The organism is Prevotella vespertina, from assembly GCF_009728485.1.
Lineage (GTDB): Bacteria > Bacteroidota > Bacteroidia > Bacteroidales > Bacteroidaceae > Prevotella > Prevotella vespertina.
Window position 1 is genome coordinate 155094 of sequence record NZ_VVIQ01000006.1, and the last position, 20201, is coordinate 175294.

At 42.5% G+C, this 20201-nt stretch carries 17 protein-coding genes, 1 rRNA gene and 1 pseudogene; 10 read left to right on the forward strand and 9 right to left on the reverse strand.

Going from position 1 to position 20201, the window contains the following annotated elements:
- Positions 1-5 precede the first annotated feature (5 nt).
- From metK to F0475_RS07250, 6 genes are all read right to left on the reverse strand, one after another.
- Positions 6-1298, reverse strand: coding sequence for a methionine adenosyltransferase (gene metK, locus F0475_RS07225; RefSeq protein ID WP_155716091.1), 1293 nt, complete (start codon positions 1296-1298; stop codon positions 6-8).
- A 172-nt stretch (positions 1299-1470) separates the two neighbouring features.
- Positions 1471-2421, reverse strand: a complete 951-nt coding sequence (locus tag F0475_RS07230) for an alpha-hydroxy-acid oxidizing protein (RefSeq protein WP_155716092.1) — start codon at positions 2419-2421, stop codon at positions 1471-1473.
- A gap of 138 nt (positions 2422-2559) precedes the next feature.
- The gene (locus F0475_RS07235; RefSeq protein ID WP_155716093.1) at positions 2560-3507 is read right to left on the reverse strand and encodes an AEC family transporter; all 948 of its coding nucleotides are present in this window, start codon (positions 3505-3507) and stop codon (positions 2560-2562) included.
- Positions 3508-3747: 240 nt separating this feature from the next.
- The gene (locus tag F0475_RS07240; protein WP_155716094.1) at positions 3748-4362 is read right to left on the reverse strand and encodes an HU family DNA-binding protein; all 615 of its coding nucleotides are present in this window, start codon (positions 4360-4362) and stop codon (positions 3748-3750) included.
- A gap of 480 nt (positions 4363-4842) precedes the next feature.
- On the reverse strand, positions 4843-7659 hold the full coding sequence (locus F0475_RS07245; RefSeq protein WP_155716095.1) for a M16 family metallopeptidase: 2817 nt from the start codon (positions 7657-7659) through the stop codon (positions 4843-4845).
- A 123-nt stretch (positions 7660-7782) separates the two neighbouring features.
- Positions 7783-8718, reverse strand: a complete 936-nt coding sequence (locus F0475_RS07250) for a site-specific tyrosine recombinase (RefSeq protein ID WP_155716096.1) — start codon at positions 8716-8718, stop codon at positions 7783-7785.
- Positions 8719-8795: 77 nt separating this feature from the next.
- On the opposite strand from F0475_RS07250, the gene aroQ reads away from it, so the two are divergent.
- From aroQ to F0475_RS07290, 8 genes and pseudogenes are all read left to right on the forward strand, one after another.
- Positions 8796-9212, forward strand: coding sequence for a type II 3-dehydroquinate dehydratase (gene aroQ / locus F0475_RS07255; protein ID WP_155716097.1), 417 nt, complete (start codon positions 8796-8798; stop codon positions 9210-9212).
- 34 nt (positions 9213-9246) lie between these two features.
- A complete protein-coding gene (locus F0475_RS07260) occupies positions 9247-9918 on the forward strand; it encodes an O-methyltransferase (RefSeq protein WP_155716098.1) in 672 nt (223 codons plus the stop codon).
- Between the two features lie 63 nt (positions 9919-9981).
- On the forward strand, positions 9982-10317 hold the full coding sequence (gene rbfA, locus F0475_RS07265) for a 30S ribosome-binding factor RbfA (RefSeq protein ID WP_009433970.1): 336 nt from the start codon (positions 9982-9984) through the stop codon (positions 10315-10317).
- Between the two features lie 49 nt (positions 10318-10366).
- Positions 10367-11599, forward strand: a complete 1233-nt coding sequence (locus F0475_RS07270; RefSeq protein WP_155716099.1) for an FtsX-like permease family protein — start codon at positions 10367-10369, stop codon at positions 11597-11599.
- A 103-nt stretch (positions 11600-11702) separates the two neighbouring features.
- A pseudogene (locus F0475_RS07275) lies at positions 11703-12173 on the forward strand (virulence RhuM family protein); the annotation flags it as partial.
- A 123-nt stretch (positions 12174-12296) separates the two neighbouring features.
- Positions 12297-12842, forward strand: a complete 546-nt coding sequence (locus F0475_RS07280; RefSeq protein WP_155716101.1) for a hypothetical protein — start codon at positions 12297-12299, stop codon at positions 12840-12842.
- Positions 12843-13210: 368 nt separating this feature from the next.
- A complete protein-coding gene (locus F0475_RS07285; RefSeq protein ID WP_155716102.1) occupies positions 13211-13807 on the forward strand; it encodes an HU family DNA-binding protein in 597 nt (198 codons plus the stop codon).
- A 63-nt stretch (positions 13808-13870) separates the two neighbouring features.
- Entirely contained in the window at positions 13871-14098 is a 228-nt protein-coding gene (locus F0475_RS07290; protein WP_155716103.1) for a DUF6722 family protein, read from the forward strand.
- A 250-nt stretch (positions 14099-14348) separates the two neighbouring features.
- On the opposite strand, the gene glgP is transcribed toward F0475_RS07290, so the two are convergent.
- Positions 14349-16907, reverse strand: a complete 2559-nt coding sequence (gene glgP / locus F0475_RS07295) for an alpha-glucan family phosphorylase (protein WP_155716104.1) — start codon at positions 16905-16907, stop codon at positions 14349-14351.
- Between the two features lie 51 nt (positions 16908-16958).
- Complete coding sequence (locus tag F0475_RS07300; RefSeq protein ID WP_155716105.1) at positions 16959-18605, reverse strand: glycogen/starch synthase; 1647 nt, start codon at positions 18603-18605, stop codon at positions 16959-16961.
- A 148-nt stretch (positions 18606-18753) separates the two neighbouring features.
- Between F0475_RS07300 and F0475_RS07305 the strand changes: the two genes are divergently transcribed.
- Together F0475_RS07305 and F0475_RS07310 are read left to right on the forward strand one after the other, a co-directional pair.
- Complete coding sequence (locus F0475_RS07305; RefSeq protein ID WP_155716106.1) at positions 18754-19239, forward strand: hypothetical protein; 486 nt, start codon at positions 18754-18756, stop codon at positions 19237-19239.
- Positions 19240-19768: 529 nt separating this feature from the next.
- Positions 19769-19969 carry a hypothetical protein gene (locus F0475_RS07310; protein WP_155716107.1) on the forward strand — a complete coding sequence of 67 codons (201 nt, stop codon included), beginning with the start codon at positions 19769-19771 and terminating at the stop codon, positions 19967-19969.
- Between the two features lie 130 nt (positions 19970-20099).
- Here the strand turns inward: F0475_RS07310 and rrf are convergent.
- Positions 20100-20201, reverse strand: a 5S ribosomal RNA gene (rrf, locus tag F0475_RS07315); the annotation flags it as partial.

The window sequence follows — 20201 nt, forward strand, 5'->3', positions numbered from 1 at the left end:
TCACTTTAAAGTCCGAACGTTTTCTTTATCTCTTCAACTCTATCTAACTTCTCCCAGGTGAAGAGTTCCACCTCAATAGACTTCGTTTCATGATAACGGCTATTGAATACCTTCTTTACAACCTCATTCTGTCTTCCCATGTGTCCATAAGCAGCAGTCTCCAAATACATGGGTTGACGGAGCTTTAATTGGCGTTCGATAGCCTTTGGACGAAGATCGAATAGGCACTGAATCTGCTCTGCTATCTCGGCATCCGAAGCCTTTACGTGTGAACGACCATAAGTATTTACGTACACACTAACAGGTTCTGCAACGCCAATAGCGTATGCCAACTGCACGAGCATCTCATCGCTAACACCTGCAGCAACCATGTTCTTGGCTATATAACGAGCTGCATAAGCGGCAGAACGGTCTACTTTACTAGAGTCCTTACCAGAGAATGCACCTCCACCATGGGCTCCCTTACCACCATAGGTATCAACAATAATCTTACGACCAGTCAACCCAGTGTCTCCATGAGGACCACCAATAACGAACTTACCAGTTGGGTTCACCAAATACTTAATGTCATCATTGAACAGAGCCAACACCTTTTCTGATTTGACTTGAGCCTTTACACGTGGCATAAGAACCTCTAGCACATCCTTGTGAATCTGTTCTACCATTGCTTTATCAGCCTTCAACTGCGCTTCTTTACTATCATCAGTAGGTTGAATGAAGTCGTCGTGCTGTGTAGAAACAACTATCGTATCAATACGTTGAGGGATGTTATCATCGCTATACTCCACTGTTACCTGGCTTTTAGAGTCTGGTCTAAGATAGAGCATGTGCTTTCCTTCCTTGCGTATATCTGCCAACGTACTCATAATAAGGTGTGCCAAATCAAGTGTAACAGGCATGTAATTGTCAGTTTCATTGCATGCGTAACCGAACATCATACCCTGGTCTCCAGCGCCTTGATTATCATCATCACCATTATCTACGCCACGATTGATATCATCACTCTGCTCATGAATGGCGGAGAGAATACCACAACTATTACCATCAAACTGGTATTCAGCCTTTGTGTAACCAATATTATTAATTGTCTTACGGGCGATTGCCTGAAGATCAACATATTCTTTTGAACGCACCTCACCCATGATCACAACCTGACCAGTGGTATTGAATGTCTCAATAGCACAACGAGCATGCTCGTCATAAGCCAAGAATTGATCTAGTAAAGCGTCACTTATCTGATCGGCAACCTTATCTGGATGTCCCTCAGATACTGATTCCGATGAAAATAAATATGCCATATATTTACCTTATATATTATTACTTTGTTAATTATCCATTGTTATTTTAAGGTTGCAAAGTTACTGCAAATTAGCCGGATAACAAAATAAGGGCTTAATATTTATACATTATTATAGTGGTAGAAAAGCCTATTCTGTCATCCAACTAACGCACAATCGTGGCGCTTATAAACTATAGGTAGAGCACCGAAGCATCAAACGAACGAGTATCTTTCACGCATGTGTACATCATTAACTCTGACAATTGCTCATTCATTTTACCGACAGTCTCTTTCACTCCCTCTGCTCCTTCTTGAAGTAAGGGCTTCAAGATTCCACGTCCCACTGACACTGCGTCGGCTCCTAAAGCCAATGCTTTATAAGCGTCATAACCTGTATCTATACCGCAATCCACAAACAATGAGATTCCAGAACCTGCTAGTGCTACCTTAATCTTAGGCAGAACCATCAGCGGAGCGACACCAAAGGGGATACGACCATGATGATGAGAGATAACAATACCAGCACATCCTGCGTCCTTGCACTTTAATGCATCTTGCACAGAAAGGACTCCTTTAGCGATAAAAGGAGTATTACCAGCAGTCTTCACATACTCCTTTAAATCGGAAAGAAGCACTGGTCCGAGGGGTAAACCATCCACTATATCGTATCGCCCATTCGTTCCTGGAACGTGATCAATATCTACTCCCACAGCTATTGCACCATGTTCGATAGCAAAGCGAATCTGTTCTAGAATCATCCCATGGTCTGCGAAGGGCTTTATAATGCGTATTGTCCTAGCCCCCTCAGCTGCTATTTCGGCATACTCTTCGTCTGGCTCCATACCAACCCAGTTCACTGTACGCAGGTCTCGAGCTGCCTTGGCATATTCCAACATGGGCTTCTTACCATTCTTCAACACCTTATTGAGATGCGAGAAAGCCGGCATCATAATCGGACTATCAAACTCCACACCGAAGATAATTGTCTTCAACGAAGGCTCAACAGCATCAATAACACGCATCTCTACATGGATAGAATCCAGATAAGAGCGATTGTAAACGTTTGCGTCATCAGCACGACCACTTGTAACAGGTATCATCCCTGCTGGTCCTGGCCACGGACTCTTAATGTTGTTATCCATATTTTTCTTTTGAAGTTACTATTTCGAGAAGTGAAAGGAGTGAAGGAGTGAAAAGGGAGTTAAGGCGATTGTACTATTGCTTAAACTCGATAATTACGCCCTACGAAACGCTCATATCACGCCTTATTAACAATCTCATCACACCCCATAATCTATTCCTACGAACGTTATTAATGTATAGGCTATCATTGCCAAAACGATGAAAAGGGAGATAAAAGCCGACATGAATCCCTCGTCATCACCACTTTTACACAGACTGCGAACCTGCAATGGTACGGGGAAACCTGGTGGGCAAGAGAAATAAAGTAGAACTCCTATAAGGAAGAACTTCCCTTCCATCAGTCCAGGGAACAACAGAAAGAAACCGCCAACGATAGCTCCACAACCTATCATGCGCACTAGGCTTAACTGAATAAGTGGGCGTATCTGCGATAGATGGGGCTGGAAATCATAACCAAGTGTGAAGAGGATGATACTAGCAATGGGTGCAGTGGCTATCGACATCGTACTCGTAAAGACTCCATGTAGCTCACTCTCCAACAGCCAACGCCCTATCCCCGACAGATTCATGACAACTCCTAGAATCACAGCAATGATAAACGGAGCGGTAATAATACGTTTAGCAAGTGAAAACAAAGCCACTTCTTTCGTCGTCTGGCGCATGACAAGTGCAGGAACTAACCCAAAATTGATAAGGATTCCTGCCACATCAAAGGTGACAATATTCATTGCATGCTCCCTTCCAACAAGCGTGATATAAAGCGGCAAGGCTACACTTCCCCCCTCACAGGTCATCAATAAGAATGGAGCTAACTGAGCGTAACGACCACTAACGGGCTTAGCTATGCGTTTACCAAGCACATAAATCACAATCCAAGCCACATCTAAGAAAAGTATCTCATAAATGAAACTAGTCGAGAGCTTCGCTTCCATCAGTATTTGAAAGACCAACAAGGGTAGAAGGATACTAAAGACTATCGACTTAGCACCTTCATTTTGCACTGTTGTTATCCATCTCCTCCGTCTACTAAGCCACCCTAGTAACATCATGAAAAATACTGGAAAGAGTATTTCTATTGCCTTCATCCGTGTTGACTATATAATGGTTCCTGTATTATTTACAACCCGCAAATATACTTAAATACCCTGACATCCACAAATGATTAATCCTCTTTTCGCCATTCGGAAGCCTCAACCGACCCGCTGAAAGAGCCTTATCCACTAAAGTCAATAGGATGGTTTGCATCATGAACAAACACGATGTCACAACATTGCTCATACTCTTCTTTTCTCTACGATATAATAGAATTTGATGGGGAAAGGGGATTATTCAAGGGAGGAGGGGTGTGACTTTCGGAATATCTTGCAATGATGTGAACCGATATCTACTATCTTTCCCTCGGCTTCTAACTTCGAGAGGATGCGATAGGCAGTGGACTGTGAGATGTTGAGTGCGCTTCGGAAGTCTCTAACGGTAAATACTTCTTGATGAGCTAACAGCTCGCTTATCGCCTCGCCTATCTCCTCCACCGTTGGTGAAGAGGATAAGTCATGCAAGTCGGTGATGTTCTTCACCTCAATGTTAGCCATTTCTTGGAGCAATTCTCGGTCTGGTCTGAACTTTATCGTGCGCACTTCTGCCTTGCGCAATCGTGGTTTGTGCGAGCGTGGGTCTTCATAGATTTCGCCCTTCAAAGCCACTGTGAAGTAGCCAATACCGGGTAAGTGCACACTATTACCATTCTTCAACTCCCTTGCAATCTCCTCTTTCAACGAGAGGATTGTGGCGTGTATGTCCCCCGAAGTGAGCGATGTGGCTTGCACAATACTCTCACTCATGCGCCTTAATCCAGCGGTTTGATACTGTATCGGAACTATTCTAAGTTTCGCATTCTTGGGTAAATTGCCACCCGTTTTCATGAGTTTGTAAACTATTGCCATCGTATTTGTTTTATGTTAGTAAGCTATTGTAAAGCAGGGATATACCCTATCTGTAAACGTTTATGACGTGTTATGCGATTGCAGCACATAGGTCTTGCAATTGGTTTAGCACCTATTCTACATTGTCGTCACCATGGTGGCGAATATTTTTCACCATGGTGAAGTTATAATTTCACCGTGGTGACGAATTATCCTCACCATGGTGAAAACGTTTCAGAACTAGTGCAAAGATAATACAATATACGGGTATTTGCAAATCAAGAGCCTAATAAAATGAATGTTAGCACCTATGAGGAATGGCGCTAATACGCCTACTTACGCTAGCTCATGAAGTTTATATCGCTTCAGTATAGGCTTTTGTGAGGGAGGAAGTGCCTATGTTTTATCATGGGATAGGATACGAAAAGCGGGCAAAGGATGGGTCAAGTCGACCCGTTTCCTTCGCCCGCAAGGTTACGATTAATACGTGTTTCTGTGCGATTACTTCGCTGGTGTCATCACCACTTCGGCGTGGTTACCAGCTGCAACGAGGCTCTTCAAGTAAGCTGCTATCTTAGCTGGTGTGAGCGACTCGACTGCTGCCTTATAGCCAGAGTGGAGGTCTACGCCAGTTGAGATATACTCGTCAATAACGTCCATCCAGTAGCTGTTGTTCTTCGCTGATAGCTCTGCTTGCTTCAACATGAAGTCCTTTACTTTCTGAACCTTATCTGCGTCCATCTTCATCGTGTTATCCTTCATGCCCTCAGCTAAGAGCTTCAAGGCAAGGTCGGACTTGTTAGGATCCATTGGGCAATATGCCTGGATGAGAGCAACGGCTTTATCGCCACGACGCTGCAATTCGCCACCTGCTCCAACAGAGTAAGCCGCACTAGCATCCTCACGAATATTCTTTAGATAGACCATAGACAATACCTGTGCTGCAGCATCGGTCAAAACTTTGTTCTCAACGTTGTAAGTAGCAGGTGCGTGCCACAACTCGAGGGCGATAGCCTTTGGTGTTTCCGACTTGCGAGTGAACTTATTAACGACATTACCCTTCACAAGTCCTGGTACTTCTCGCCAGTTCTCCGCCTTGCCCTTAGGCAGACATGCGATATACTTCTCGATCAATGGGCGTAAAGAAGCCTCATCGAAGTTACCAACGAAGTAGTAGACAAACTGCCCAGGATTAGCAAAACGCTCCTTCCAAATCTGAAGAATACGGTCGTAGTTAACGCCCTTCAGCGTATTCAATGACAATGGTGCGAAACGTGCCTCATGACCATAAATGGTGGTTGTAACCGAGTCAGAATATACGCTCTCAGGTGAGAGATCCTTATTCTTCAGTGCTAGTTCCAACTGCGACATCATCGCCTTATAAGATGCCTCGTCCTTAGCAACCTTCGTGAAGTTGAGGTAAAGCAACTGGAGCATGGTCTCAACATCCTTAGGGACACATGAGCCAGAGAGTGTCTGATAATAGTTTCCTAAACCACAAGCAACAGATGCCTGCTTCCCAGCGAGTGCCTTCTGCAACTCCTGGTTAGAGAAGTTACCGAGTCCGCTGTAAGCTATAACGTTATTAAATAGCTGCAAGTTATTGTAGTCAGGCTTACCATAGAGTCCCTTACCGCCCTTTGCGACAGCCTGGAACTGTATCTCGTTATCCTTAAAGTTTGTCTTCTTCAAGATGACACGTGCACCATTGCTCAATGTCAGCTCCTTGTATCCGAGCGTCTTGTTCTCCTTCTCGCTGACAATCTTACCAGCCTTTGGCAATGCCTTCTCATCGAGTAATGGCTCTTGTTTCACATTGTCAACATAAGCCTTGATCTGCTCCCCACGCACGTTAGCAATGGTTTGCGCCATCTGCGCCTTCGTTGGGTAAACCTTGTTAGGCTTCTCTTGTGCGAAGATCTGAATTACTAAGTTGCTATCCTTATCCGTGATGAGATCCTTTGCAAACTCATTAATGACATTGACGTTCAAAGCAGGCATCTCGACGAGTTGTTTCATAATCTGATACTCGTCTTCCTTGCTTGGGATAGGTTCGTTTGATAAGTAATGGTCGCGCAACTCATCGCCATACTGATCGTTCTTTATCTTATTGCGGTTGACATAAGCCGACTCTAATTGAGACAAGAACTCGTCCTTTGCACGCATAAATTCAGTCGCTGTGAAGCCGTGCTGGTGTACGCGCTGTGCCTCTCTATACAATGCGGCAAGCGTCTCAAGATCCTTACCATCCTTCGCATTAGCCTCCATGCCGAAGGCGTCTTTCGTTCTTGAAAGCATGTAGGTACCATCGCCTGCATAGGCTTCAGTAAATGGACAGTCTGGCTTCTGGGCTAGTTCTGCCAAACGCTGGTTCAGCATCATACTGATTATACGCTTAGCATAAGAATCGATGAAATAGCTCTGATCGGTCTTTGCCTCGTCTGGGAAAGCGTCATGCTTCATATAAAGAGCCACATCACTGAATGGCAATTCCTTGTCTTTACCAAAGATGTAAAGGGCTTGGGCATTATCAGGAACAGGCTCTGCAACAACCTGAGCGGCATTAGCAGGAACGACTACTCCATTCCAGAGTTGCTTAATCTGATTCTCGATGTGGTCTACATCAACATCTCCCACAACGATGATACACTGGTTATCTGGGCGATACCACTTCTTGTAATAATCGCGCAGTGCTTGATAAGGGAACTTATCTACAATCTCCATCAAACCGATTGGCAGACGCTTACCATACTTAGAGTTAGGATAGAACTCTGGTAACACCTTGTCAAGGATACGCATCTGGGCAGACTGACCTAATTGCCACTCTTGATGGATAACACCACGCTCCTTATCAATCTCCTTATCAGCTAATGTCAATCCATTTGACCAGTCTTTGAGGATGAGTAAGCAAGAGTCGAGAGCTGTCTGGCGTGTTGTTGGCACATCGCAAACACGATAGACTGTCTGGTCAATGCTCGTGTAAGCGTTTAAGTTACTACCAAACTCTACGCCCAAAGAACGGGTGAACTCCAGCAGAGTAGAGTCAGGGAAATGCTCTGAACCATTAAACGCCATGTGCTCCAGGAAGTGAGCCAAACCACGCTGATTCTCGTTCTCTTGAATAGAACCAACACGCTGCGCAATGTAGAAATTGGCTACATGCTCAGGCCAATCATTGTGGAGGATGTAGTAAGTCAAGCCATTGCTAAGCTTACCTTGCCTTACATTCTTATTCACAGGAATAGGTCCCATCTGCTGTGCAGAGACCATACCAGTGATGAAAAGTAAGGCGATTAAGAATAAATGTTTGAGTTTCATCTTAAACGTTGTTTAATTATTTAATATCAGATATTACCTCGCAAAGGTACATAAAATATTGTATCTCTATTGCCTTTTATCGTTTTTTATAGTTAACGTAAGTAACAAGAGAAGGCGATTCTATCAGATTGCTTGTTGGGATTCTTCGTTATATTTGATATTACGGGGGTGGTGCTCGAGAATCTCCTGACGTAAGGTGGTGGTGTCAATGTGCGTGTATATCTCCGTCGTACCGATGCTCTCATGTCCTAACATGGCTTGAATAGCACGCAAATCAGCTCCACCTTCTAGTAAGGAGGTGGCGAAGGAGTGACGAAGCGTGTGCGGAGAGATAGTCTTCTTTATGCCCGCTTCTACCGCATAACGCTTTATCATGATAAGAATCATAGTACGGGTGAGGTGATGTCCACGCCTATTGAGAAAGACATAATCTTCTTCACCAGGCTTTATATCCATCTTGTTACGGTCATCAAACCAATAACTTAATTCCTCTAAGGCTCTAGGAGAGATGGGGACAAGGCGTTCCTTAGAGCCTTTGCCCAATACTCTGACATATTGCTCTTCGATGTATAGATTAGACAAAGTAAGGTGGGTAAGCTCGGAAACACGTAAGCCACACGAGAATAGTACCTCAATAATAGCACGGTTACGATGCCCTTCCCACTTAGAAAGGTCGATGGCTTGTTCGAGGAGATCGACTTCTGCAGTGGAGAGAACTTCGGGTAAGTGATTAGGTTGTTTCGGGGATTCTAATAGTTCGGTAGGGTCTACCTCCAAGTAACCATCCAATACAAGGAAACGATAGAACTGGCGCACACCGCTAAGGATACGCGCTAAAGAACGAGGTCCGATACCGAGGTCGGATATTGAGGCTGCGAAAAACTCTAAGTCTTCCAGTTTTACCTTCAACACATCTATCTTCTCTGCCGCAAGATAACGTAAGAGCTTATCCAAATCACGCATATAAGCATCCAAAGTATTGGCAGAATGCCCCTTTTCTAACTTCAGATAACGACGATAACGACTGACAATATCATTTGAAAGCTTGTCTGTTTCCATTTAATTTCTTATTTTTGCATACAGCTTATCTTATGCAAAGATAATGTAGAAAAACGATATTTAAGCAGGAAAGAGAGATGAAAGTAATCATTATCAATGGGCCGAATCTAAACTTACTCGGCGTTCGTGAACCCAGAATTTATGGCAAGGAGTCAATGGAGACGTATCTCCAACAACTCCGTAAGGATTATCCGAACGTCGAAATTGAGTATTATCAAAGCAATATAGAAGGCGAACTAATCAATAAGTTACAGGAAGTAGGGTTCGCTTATGATGGTATTATTCTCAATGCCGGAGCTTATACGCACACAAGCATAGCCTTATTGGATTGCATTCGCTCACTACAAACTCCCGTCATCGAAGTACATATCAGCAACGTCAATGACCGTGAGGAGTTCCGTCGCCATTCAATAATAGCCCCAGCTTGTAAAGGTACTATTCAAGGATTCGGCATGAATAGCTATCGGCTGGCAATAGAAGCATTCCTCCTTTAAATATCGTGATACAGACTTTGAACATTTGAACTTCATGATAACAAGTAACACTTCTCTCCATTTGGATGAAGAACGAGAGAAAGCATACGACAATTATCTCTCCTCGCATATTGACCCCGAGGGAGATTATCTCTATCGGCTTTATCGTGCGACAAATATCCACACTATTCATGGTCGAATGGCTAGTGGACATCTGCAAGGACGCTTATTGAAGATGCTCGTACAAATGATTCACCCTAAAAACATCCTTGAGGTGGGAACATTCAGTGGCTACTCTGCTATCTGTATGGCGGAAGGATTGGAAGAAGGTGGCAAAGTGTATACGTTCGAGATAAACGACGAGATGGAGGACTTCACACGCCCATGGATAGAACAATCACCTGTTGCTAACAAGATTGACTTTCGTATCGGAGATGCTGCAAAAGAAGCTCCTAAACTCGGAATAACGTTTGACATGGCATTTGTGGATGGTGACAAGCGTACATACGCAGAGGTGTATGAGAAACTACTACCTATTATCCGCCCTGGTGGATACATCCTTGCAGATAACACGCTATGGGACTGGCACGTCATTGATCCAGCTTATGACCACGACCACCAAACCATTGGTATTCGACAATTCAATGATCTTATCGCCAAAGATGAGCGTGTAGAGAAGGTTATTCTGCCCTTACGAGACGGACTAACACTGATTAGGAAGAAATAAGTTTGTTGATTCTTCAAACTTTCAGTATCTTTGCATGACGTAGAAATCATTATAAACAAGAATATGCAGGAAACAAGACAAAACCGTATATCACGCCTCCTTCAGAAGGAATTGGCAAGTATATTCCAGACACAGACACGCATGATGCATGGCGTATTGGTGAGTGTTACACGTGTGAAAGTAAGTCCAGACCTTAGTATCTGTACTGCTTACCTCAGTATCTTCCCATCAGAAAAGGGAGACGAACTACTAAAGAACATCAATGCTAATGAGAAGACAATCCGTTATGAATTAGGTCAGCGCGTACATAATCAGCTACGCATTATACCAGAGTTACGCTTCTTCATTGATGACTCACTCGACTATCTAGAACGCATTGACGAATTACTTAAGAAGTAAGCCCTCTCATTCACTAGCATATAACATTCTGTACACAACATTCGAAGACATGAATTTTCCCTTTTACATAGCCCGTCGTTACCTCTTTTCAAAGAAGAGTACACATGCAATAAACGTCATCAGTCTTATCTCCGTACTCGGTGTGGCTGTGGCAACAATGGCTTTGGTGGTTGTGTTAAGTGGGTTCAATGGATTCTCCGACTTGGTAGCTTCATTCTTTACTAACTTTGATCCGCAACTGAAGATAGAAGCAACAAAAGGGAAAGCAATGCCTGCCGATGACCCTTTACTTATAAAGGTTAAACACCTCCCAGGCGTTGAGGTAGCTACCGAATGTGTACAGGATCAAGCACTGGCTGTCTATCACGATAAACAGGCTATGGTAACAGTGAAAGGTGTGGAAGACAACTTTGATTCGCTCACACACATCAGTAATATCCTCTATGGTGACGGCGATTTCACACTGCATGTAGCCAATCTACAATATGGTGTAATTGGTATAAGACTGGCACAAGACCTTGGTACAGGGGTGACATGGCAGGATTATTTGCAGATATATGCGCCTCAAAGGGAGGGACAATATGATGCTTCTAACCCTACAAATGCTTTTGTGAAGGACTCACTTGTATCTCCGGGAGCATTATTCCAAGTAAAGCAAAGCAAGTATGATCAAGGTTACATCATTACGTCAATAGACTTTGCTCGCCGCATATTTAACCGCCAAGGAGAGATTACATCACTAGAGTTACGCATGAAGCCGGGCGTGGATATTGACAATGCAAAGGAAGAGATACAAGCCATATTAGGTGATAAATATAAGGTGCTCGACCGCTATGAGCAACAAGCTGACACGTTTAATATCATGCGTATAGAGAAGCTCTTTGCTTATGTCTTCCTCACGTTTATCCTTATGGTTGCCTGCTTTAACATCATAGGTTCGCTCTCCATGCTCATCATCGACAAAAAGAATGACGTTATCACCCTGCGCAACCTTGGCGCTACTGATGGGCAGATACGCCGCATCTTCCTCTTTGAAGGACGTATGATATCGGCAGCAGGAGCAGTAATTGGTATCGTGCTCGGTCTCATCCTATGCTGGTTGCAACAAACTTATGGGCTTGTTCAGCTTGGCGACCAGGCTGGCAACTTCGTTGTCAACGCTTATCCTATCAGCGTTCATCCCGAAGACATTCTCCTTATCTTCCTCACAGTTATCCTCGTTGGATGGCTTTCCGTATGGTATCCTGTGCGTTATATGAGCCGTAAACTGACGAAAGAATGAGATAGAAGAAACTATCTAATACCAGCACACGAGCCCTGCACTTCTACCATAAAACACGAATAGAGACTCATCACACTTACAAATAACTAAACATCTAAACAATATGACTGAGAACCTAAACGACAAGATCATTATCTACCAAAGTGAAGATGGTAAGACCCAACTTGATGTGAAGTTGGAAGGAGAGACCGTGTGGCTTAGTACGAGACAGATGGCTGAACTCTTCAACAAAGAGGAGTCTAACATTCGTAGACATGTAAATAACGTATTCAAAGAAGCCGAATTAAAGAGAGAGAATAACGTGCATTTTTTGCACGTTAATGGCGTTAAGAAACCTGTCCCTTATTACACTCTTGATGTTATCATCTCCGTTGGCTATCGTGTACATAGTCAACGAGGGGTGCGTTTCCGCCAATGGGCTAACAGCGTTCTCAAGCAATATCTTGTAAAAGGTTATGCCATTAATGAGAACATTCGCAAGCAGCAGATTGCCGAATTAAGACAGCTGGTGCAAGTCGTTGGTAGAACCATTCAGCAACAGCCAGCGAAGTCTACTGACGAAAGCAATGCCCTCACGCTGATGATTGCAGAGAGCAAGACGGAAGAGAAAGACATAATAGTAAAAGTGGTGGTAAACCTTATCAATCAAGCAAACTGATAAATCCATAAACATAATTATAAACCAAAACAAAAGAGTATGAAAAAGATTCTATTATCCTTAACGCTACTCATGCTATCCGTAGTTATGTATGCGCAAAATGAAGTAACTAAGTTCTTAGGCATCCCTATTGATGGGACTAAGGCTGATATGATTCAAAAATTAAAGGCAAAAGGATTTACATACAATGCCCAAATAGGTTTACTTGAAGGAACATTTAATGGAGAAAATGTATATATCTCTATACTTACAAACAAAAGCAAAGTGTGGAGGATTGCCGTAACTGATGAAACTGGTCGTGATGAAGGACAGATAAAAATAAGATTCAACAAGTTATGTCAACAATTTAACGACAATCCCAAGTACTATTCATTAAAAGGAACACAAAAGCTATCTGATAATGACGATATCTCATACGAAATGATTGCACACCATAAACAATTTGAAGCCACCTACTACCAATTACCATATACAGGTGCGCTGGACAGAACAGTTTGGTTTACCATAGGAAAAGCAGACGGTAAATATTACATATCCTTATTTTATGAAAATAACAAGAACGAGTCTCATGGCGAAGACTTATAACCTTAACAGAACATCATTTATCAAGTCAAGCAGATAAGCAACGACAAAACTACCAACATACGACTCCCGATCCTTTCTCATAGGTTCGGGAGTCTTTTTTATTATGTTTCGACTTGCAAAGAAGCAGGATTTGTATTATCTTTGTACGGGTCTAAAGTTTGTTTCATCATGAAGAGACACAGGTTTCATCACGATGAGACACTCGTTTCATCATGAAGAGACACTCGTTTCACCATGGTGAAACTGAATTTAGACCATGACTAAAAAGATCAAACATGCGGATTAAATCGTTAAGAAGTACGCTAGTAAAAATTATGAGATACTAGATTTATTCCGCACTAACCATAAACCAAAAGAAAGGATATACTATGGCAATTGATTACAAACTAATGAGAGCAACTGGCGGATTACCTAAGAATGCCGAGTTGAAAGTTATTACCGTGGAGAGACAAACGGCTAGTTTAAGGCGAATGAGTAAGAGCATTGAGCAGGCAACATCGCTCACAACGGGCGATATTCTCGCTACAATTATTGCCTTGAAGTCGGAGATGGTAGCCGAACTGAAGATGGGGAATCGGGTTCATATACCAGGTATTGGCTACTTCTCACTTGCACTGAAAGGTGACATTTACAGAGACTCTCGATCGAACAGACCACGATTGCGCAATGCAGCTATACGTAAAATTAAGTTCCGCCCTGACGCTGAATTTCTGCATGATCTTGGTGGGATTGAGATAAGGAATATAACCGACGAATATGGTATGACGGCTGTTCCAAATAGTGATGAGATTGATGCCGCCGTAGATAATTTACTCACTAATGGACACGTCTTTACATCGGAGCAATTCCGACGGAGCTTAGATCTCTCGAAATCTACATCTTATAGGCTCCTTACCAAACTAGAAGCTGAAGGAAAGATTGTTAACATCGGTTCTCGCCGTTGCAAGCTATTCAGAAAGGCTTAACGTCAGCGCAAAAGAAAAGGGGCAAAGGTATGTTTTTATAAATATAATTGCTATATTTGCAGCATGAAGAAGGATAGAAGATATTTCAGAAAAGAGACGCTATCAAAGCTCTACTTAGAGGCAAGTAGATATAGCCTCGACTTGTCAAAGCTAATCTTTGGCGGTATCATCCTTTCGGGTATCATGGGAATGCAGATAGAGAAGGCGTATCTTTTAATCGTCGGACTCATAGCTGTTATTCTCACAGCACTCTTCGGATTCATTATGTTCTTATTAGCAAACAAAAAGTAGAAGTTATGGAGTTAATCTATTTTCTAATAGCTGTTTCGGCTATTGCTGCACTTGGCTGTATATGGGGACTCATTCAACTCAATAAGACGAGCCACGAAGAAACAGGAAATATAGCTTGAGCCAAATTAATTGTGCATAACATGGAAGAGGATATCTTTCTCTCTTTCGCAGGCTATCCAGTATCAATAAAAAGCCATTCTCAACACTTGATTGAGAATGGCTTTCTTATTATGTATATGCTTTATCTGTCTTAGCCAATCCACTTCACATAAGCGAAGTCTTGACGATGTGGCAAGAGGTCGTTCTTAGGGAACATACGTACTGCGTACTTGTAAGCACCAGCCTCAGTAGCATCGAATAATGCCTCGAAGGTATAGTGATTACTCTCTGTCTTCACTAGCTTGAATGGGATAACCTTATGGATGTTGACGTCATCAACAGGCGCATTCTTCAAGAATACAAGTTCAAGACCTACAGCGTCGTTCAAGCCCTGCTCATCGATGGTGTAAGTAACCTTCAACTGATGACCTGTAGAGATATCCTGTAAGGCTTCTTCATTCTTTGAAACAACATAGATGCTGTCCCAACGCTCTGCAACTGACTCTTTCCAAAGAGCAATCTCCTTGGCTAACTTGCAGTCGTTCTTCTGTAACTCGTATGAACGAAGTGCCTGACGCTCGTAGAACTTGTCATAATAGTCATCCAACTGACGCTTCATTGTATAGTGAGGAGCGATAGTTGCAATAGAGTTCTTTACAACCTTCACCCAATCCTCAGAGTAACCCTTCTTCTTATCCTTGCTGAAGTAGAGCGGTGCAATCTCATTCTCGAGCAGACTATAGATAGTGGCTGCATCGAGCTGATCCTGATAGCCCTGGTTCTGATAGGTACGCTTCTCTGGCAATGCCCAGCCAGCTCCCTCGCGGTAGCCTTCAACCCACCAGCCATCAAGTACTGAGAGGTTAACAACACCGTTCATTTCTGCCTTCTCACCAGATGTACCACTTGCCTCGAGTGGACGAGTTGGTGTGTTCATCCAGATATCAACTCCAGAAACGAGACGACGAGCCAACTGCATATCGTAATCCTCAAGGAAAATAATCTTACCGAGGAACTGTGGCATACGTGAAATCTCAAAGATACGCTTGATAAGTCCCTGACCAGCGCCATCAGCTGGGTGAGCCTTACCTGAGAAGAAGAACAGAACTGGACGCTCTGGGTTGTTTACAATCTTCTCCAAACGCTCAAGGTCAGTGAAAAGCAAGTGTGCACGCTTGTAAGTAGCAAAGCGACGGCAGAAACCAATCATCAATGCGTTAGGGTTGATACGCTCAAGGATAGAAACGACCTTAGCTGGGTCACCCTGATTGCGGAGCCACTGCTTAGTGAACTTATCACGGATATACTTGATGAGCTTCTGCTTCAATGCCATACGTGTCTCCCAGATTTCAGCATCTGGCACATCGTAGATAGCGTGCCAGATAGACTCGTTACTCTGGTCGCCCATGAAGCTCTTGTCAAAGTACTTATCATAAACCTTACGCCACTCTGTTGCTGTCCATGTTGGGAGGTGTACACCATTGGTTACATAACCTACAGCATTCTCCTCAGGGAAGTAACCCTTCCACAATGGAGCAAACATCTTCTGACTTACCCAACCATGAAGCTTTGACACACCATTGATTTCCTGACAGGTGTTACAAGCGAAGGTACTCATACAGAAACGCTCGCTGTGATCGTCTGGATTTGTACGACCCATACCAATGAACTCATCCCAAGAAATACCGAGCTTAGCAGGATAATCACCCATATACTTGCCGAAGAGTTCCTCGTCGAAATAGTCGTGACCTGCAGGAACTGGAGTGTGAACGGTATAGAGTGATGAAGCACGTACAAGCTCCATAGCCTGATTGAATGTCAATCCACTCTCGATGTAGTCGCAAAGACGCTGGAGGTTGCAAAGTGCTGCATGACCTTCATTGCAGTGATAGATATCCTTCTTGATACCCAATTTCTTCAAAGTAAGGATACCACCAATACCGAGCAATATCTCCTGCTTCAAACGATTCTCCCAGTCACCACCATAGAGAGAGTGAGTGATAGGACGGTCGAACTCAGAGTTCATATCGTTGTCTGTATCGAGCAAGTAAAGCTTAATACGACCAACATTCACACGCCAAACAAGTGCATGTACCTGATAGTTACGATAAGGTACATCAACAACAACCTGGTTGCCGTTCTCATCGAGCTCACGCTCAATAGGAAGAGAGTTGAAATTCTGTGCATCGTACTTAGCAATCTGCTGTCCATCCATAGAGAGGCTCTGTGTGAAGTAACCGAAACGATAGAGGAAACCCACAGCACAGAAGTCTACATTAGAGTCAGACGCCTCCTTAATGTAGTCACCTGCCAAGATACCAAGACCACCAGAATAGATCTTTAAGGCTTGGTTCAGACCAAATTCCATACAGAAGTAAGCAACTGACGCACGCTTATTATTAGGCTTTACATCCATGTAAGCACGGAACTTCTTGTAAACGTCACCCACTTGTTTCATGAGTTTCTTATCCTTTACAATCGCTTCCTTACGGTCATAGCTAAGACGCTCTAGAAGTAGAACTGGGTTGTGCCCCACTTCCTCATAAAGAGTTTCGTCAAGTGCCTTAAACATGTTACGTGCTTCGTAATTCCACGCCCACCACATATTGTGAGCAATCTCATCAAGACATGCCAATTCTGTTGGCAGGGTTGACTTCACTGTAACCTCTTTCCACTGAGGTTCATTGGAATAATCTGACTTAATTTTCATAAATTCTCTTAGTTTTTGACTATTTATCGTTTATCGTTATTAAAGCAAGTATCAGTCATTACGTACTGCTGCTTTACGTAGAGCTATGTCGTATGCCTGCTCATAATAGCGAATGAACTCACTCCATAAGGCTTTATGTGAGAGCTTTTCCGCATTACGGCGACATTTATTTACGATTGAATTATTAAAGTTCGAGTAACGAACAACTGTATCCTTAATACCATCGGCCACTTCCAAATAATTGTAATCGGTGCGATGCAACACTTTCACTCCATCTTCTATTTCGCTATATGCGCCCTTCTCGGTATTTGCCCACAAGCCAAAGCCTGCAAGGTCAGTTGTAATACAAGGTACCTTAAATGCAACTGCTTCCAATGGAGTATAGCCCCAAGGCTCATAATAAGAAGGATAAACACAGAGATCATTTCCTAATACAAGATCGTAATAACTCATATTAAGAACACCATCATCGCCTGTAAGATAACAAGGCACAAAGATAAGTTTCACCTTGTCACCCTTTGCATTGCGAATACCAAGCGACTGTGCCATATTCATCACATTATCATGCTCCTGTTCGTTGAGCCAGTGCGTCAAGAGTGGCATATCAAGAGGAGTATCAAAACTCTCTCCACTATTCAGACGATCAATAAGGTCTTGTCGTGGACTATTTACCCATCCTGGTACTTCTATAAAGGCAACGACCTCTTTCTTTAGATTCTCATCAAAGCGTAATCTATTCATCGCTTCAATGAAGACATCAATTCCTTTATTACGGAATTCATAACGCCCACTGGTTGAAACAATCAATGTATCATCGTTAAAATCAGAACCAGTAAGAGCATTTGCTACATCTAATAGACGCTTACGAGCTACCTTACGCTTCTTTGTGAAGGCCGCCCCCTTAGGAACAAAATCATTCTCAAAGCCATTCGGTAGAACAATATCTACAGGCTTCTCAAGTAATTCCTTACATTCCGTAGCTGTTATATCGCTCACCGTAGTGAAACAATCTACATGATGAGCAGTCTGCTTCTCTATAGAATGTTTGCTCTCCATATTCAACTCGGAAGCCATTTGATCACCATTATAAGCCCACAAATATTCGTATAAAGGCTTATTATTACCAGCAATACTACGCCCAATACAAGTGGCATGGGTTGTAAAGATGGATGCTATCTGGGGCATACGATGTTGAAGAACAAGCGCAGCAAAACCTGTTTGCCACTCGTTAGCATGGAAGATCACCTTATCTTTCTCACTAAGATAGAACTTATAGAAACTCTCTACAACAAGAGCCGTAGCGTAAGCAAACATTGCAGATTCGTCATAATCTCCATAGGCATGAAGACTATCAACATGATAATATTCCCATAGCTTACCATACAATTCATCTTTGTGAGCATAAACCTCTCTAAAGTCAACAAGCATGGCGATGGGCTCACCAGGAATATCCCAACGACCAACCTTAACCTTTAGACCATCAACCAATGCCTTTTGTTGCCAATCGGCAAAAAGACTATCATCTTGCTTGAAATAAGGAGATTGAGATTCATACCAACAATCTGGACCAAGGAATATCACATGATCCTTCATCCTGTCCTGTAATGTCTTTGCGCGAGTGGAAAGTACAGTATAGATACCTCCGACCTTATTACATACCTCCCAACTAGTTTCGAAAATATAATCCGGAAACAACATCTTTCCTCTTAAAAAAATTGATATATATCGCATACAAAGGTAATACAAAAAACATAGAAAACACAACTTTACCACTTACATTTTTAAACGCTACGAGTAAAATAACCACTAAATTGATTAACTTTGCATATATCAAACAATTAGAATTATGAAACATAGAATAGTTATTGTAGTATTAGTTCTGTTATCTATGGGACTCAACATGAATGCTCAAAACGTAACAGGAGAGGCAAAGAAGAGTGAAAGTCTAAAGAAAGAGGGACAAGATAGTATCTTCAAAGCTCATTTAGTGAATAATGAATATCAGGTTTGGTTAGATATCAACTTCTACGATAACAACATTATTGTACCACGCCAAGAGATATTCGGAAAAGTTCCCGGTTACTTCGGTGCTAAACGTGATACCCGTAAATGGATTATTTCTGAAGCAACCATCAAAGGCAAGAAAGCGATACTTACCATCATCAATGACTATGGAAGTGAAGACTTAAAAGCTGAATTAAAACGTAATACAGAAGGAACTTACACGCTTACACGCTTAGATGGAAGTGTGATGAAGATTGTGGTTGACAATAAATGGGTAAAGATTCCAAAGGAACTCACCTTTAATCTCGTATATAAGACATCAAAGTAATAAAGGAACTTTAGAAGACTTAATCACTCCAAAACTTTTTAGCATCTTCTTTCTCATCACAGAACTCGTCAAAGGGTAATTCCTTTGCGAGTTGATGTCCAGAACCTTCATGATTATGATTGTGTGCTACAAATGACAAACACGAAAGAAGATATATCCTTATTAACGAAACCCTATAACAAGTAGTTATCTCCGATTATTAAAATCAATGTTATGAGGGAATCTAAATATTGAACAAAAGCAAACACTATATGGAACCAAGACTATCTCAGTCCTATACCGAGGTATTTAATTGTCCATATTTCCCCATCCTATCTTTAAAATTACCTAATTCAAGACATCATTTCCCTAACCCTAATAAGGTCATATAATAAGAAGAAATATCACATCTCCAAAAAGCTACTATCGTTTTCATAAAAAGGTACTATCGTTTCTTTAAAAAAGTACTATCGTTTCATCAAAAACGGAGGTACGTTTTATTAAAAACGGAGGTACGTTTTACTAGAAACGGAGGTACGATTTCTTAAAAATGGAGGTACGATTGGTAGAAATCACTAAAACAATATTGAGGCTCATTTGTGGTATTTCTGCAATTACTCTCTATCAGTATTACTTTCTTGCGGATAGTGAACGTTCGTTTGGAGAGGGCTGGGAAGAGGATTGGAGAGAGAAGGTCAGTAATGCCTCTCCATCGACATTACTATCCTGCGGATGGTGGAGGTTTGTTTGAAGAAGGCTGAGAGAGAATTTGGGAGAGGAGGTTGAGGAGTAATAAGGTGATAGAATTGAGAGTGGAACCACAAAAAAGGGAACAAAAAAGAGAGCTTCAAAGATCTCTCTTCGAAGCTCTCTCATATTAAAGAAGGCGGCCACCTACTCTCCCGCATTGCATTGCAGTACCATCGGCGCAGACGGGCTTAACTTCTCTGTTCGGAATGGGAAGAGGTGGAACCCCGACGCAA

Excerpts from the sequence above, each read along its gene's own strand:
- metK (WP_155716091.1), bottom strand. The coding sequence starts at position 1,298 with ATGGCATATTTATTTTCATCGGAATCAGTATCTGAGGGACATCCAGAT.
- F0475_RS07230 (WP_155716092.1), bottom strand. The coding sequence starts at position 2,421 with ATGGATAACAACATTAAGAGTCCGTGGCCAGGACCAGCAGGGATGATA.
- F0475_RS07235 (WP_155716093.1), bottom strand. The coding sequence starts at position 3,507 with ATGAAGGCAATAGAAATACTCTTTCCAGTATTTTTCATGATGTTACTA.
- F0475_RS07240 (WP_155716094.1), bottom strand. The coding sequence starts at position 4,362 with ATGGCAATAGTTTACAAACTCATGAAAACGGGTGGCAATTTACCCAAG.
- F0475_RS07245 (WP_155716095.1), bottom strand. The coding sequence starts at position 7,659 with ATGAAACTCAAACATTTATTCTTAATCGCCTTACTTTTCATCACTGGT.
- F0475_RS07250 (WP_155716096.1), bottom strand. The coding sequence starts at position 8,718 with ATGGAAACAGACAAGCTTTCAAATGATATTGTCAGTCGTTATCGTCGT.
- aroQ (WP_155716097.1), top strand. The coding sequence starts at position 8,796 with ATGAAAGTAATCATTATCAATGGGCCGAATCTAAACTTACTCGGCGTT.
- F0475_RS07260 (WP_155716098.1), top strand. The coding sequence starts at position 9,247 with ATGATAACAAGTAACACTTCTCTCCATTTGGATGAAGAACGAGAGAAA.
- rbfA (WP_009433970.1), top strand. The coding sequence starts at position 9,982 with ATGCAGGAAACAAGACAAAACCGTATATCACGCCTCCTTCAGAAGGAA.
- F0475_RS07270 (WP_155716099.1), top strand. The coding sequence starts at position 10,367 with ATGAATTTTCCCTTTTACATAGCCCGTCGTTACCTCTTTTCAAAGAAG.
- F0475_RS07280 (WP_155716101.1), top strand. The coding sequence starts at position 12,297 with ATGAAAAAGATTCTATTATCCTTAACGCTACTCATGCTATCCGTAGTT.
- F0475_RS07285 (WP_155716102.1), top strand. The coding sequence starts at position 13,211 with ATGGCAATTGATTACAAACTAATGAGAGCAACTGGCGGATTACCTAAG.
- F0475_RS07290 (WP_155716103.1), top strand. The coding sequence starts at position 13,871 with ATGAAGAAGGATAGAAGATATTTCAGAAAAGAGACGCTATCAAAGCTC.
- glgP (WP_155716104.1), bottom strand. The coding sequence starts at position 16,907 with ATGAAAATTAAGTCAGATTATTCCAATGAACCTCAGTGGAAAGAGGTT.
- F0475_RS07300 (WP_155716105.1), bottom strand. The coding sequence starts at position 18,605 with ATGTTGTTTCCGGATTATATTTTCGAAACTAGTTGGGAGGTATGTAAT.
- F0475_RS07305 (WP_155716106.1), top strand. The coding sequence starts at position 18,754 with ATGAAACATAGAATAGTTATTGTAGTATTAGTTCTGTTATCTATGGGA.
- F0475_RS07310 (WP_155716107.1), top strand. The coding sequence starts at position 19,769 with ATGGAGGTACGATTGGTAGAAATCACTAAAACAATATTGAGGCTCATT.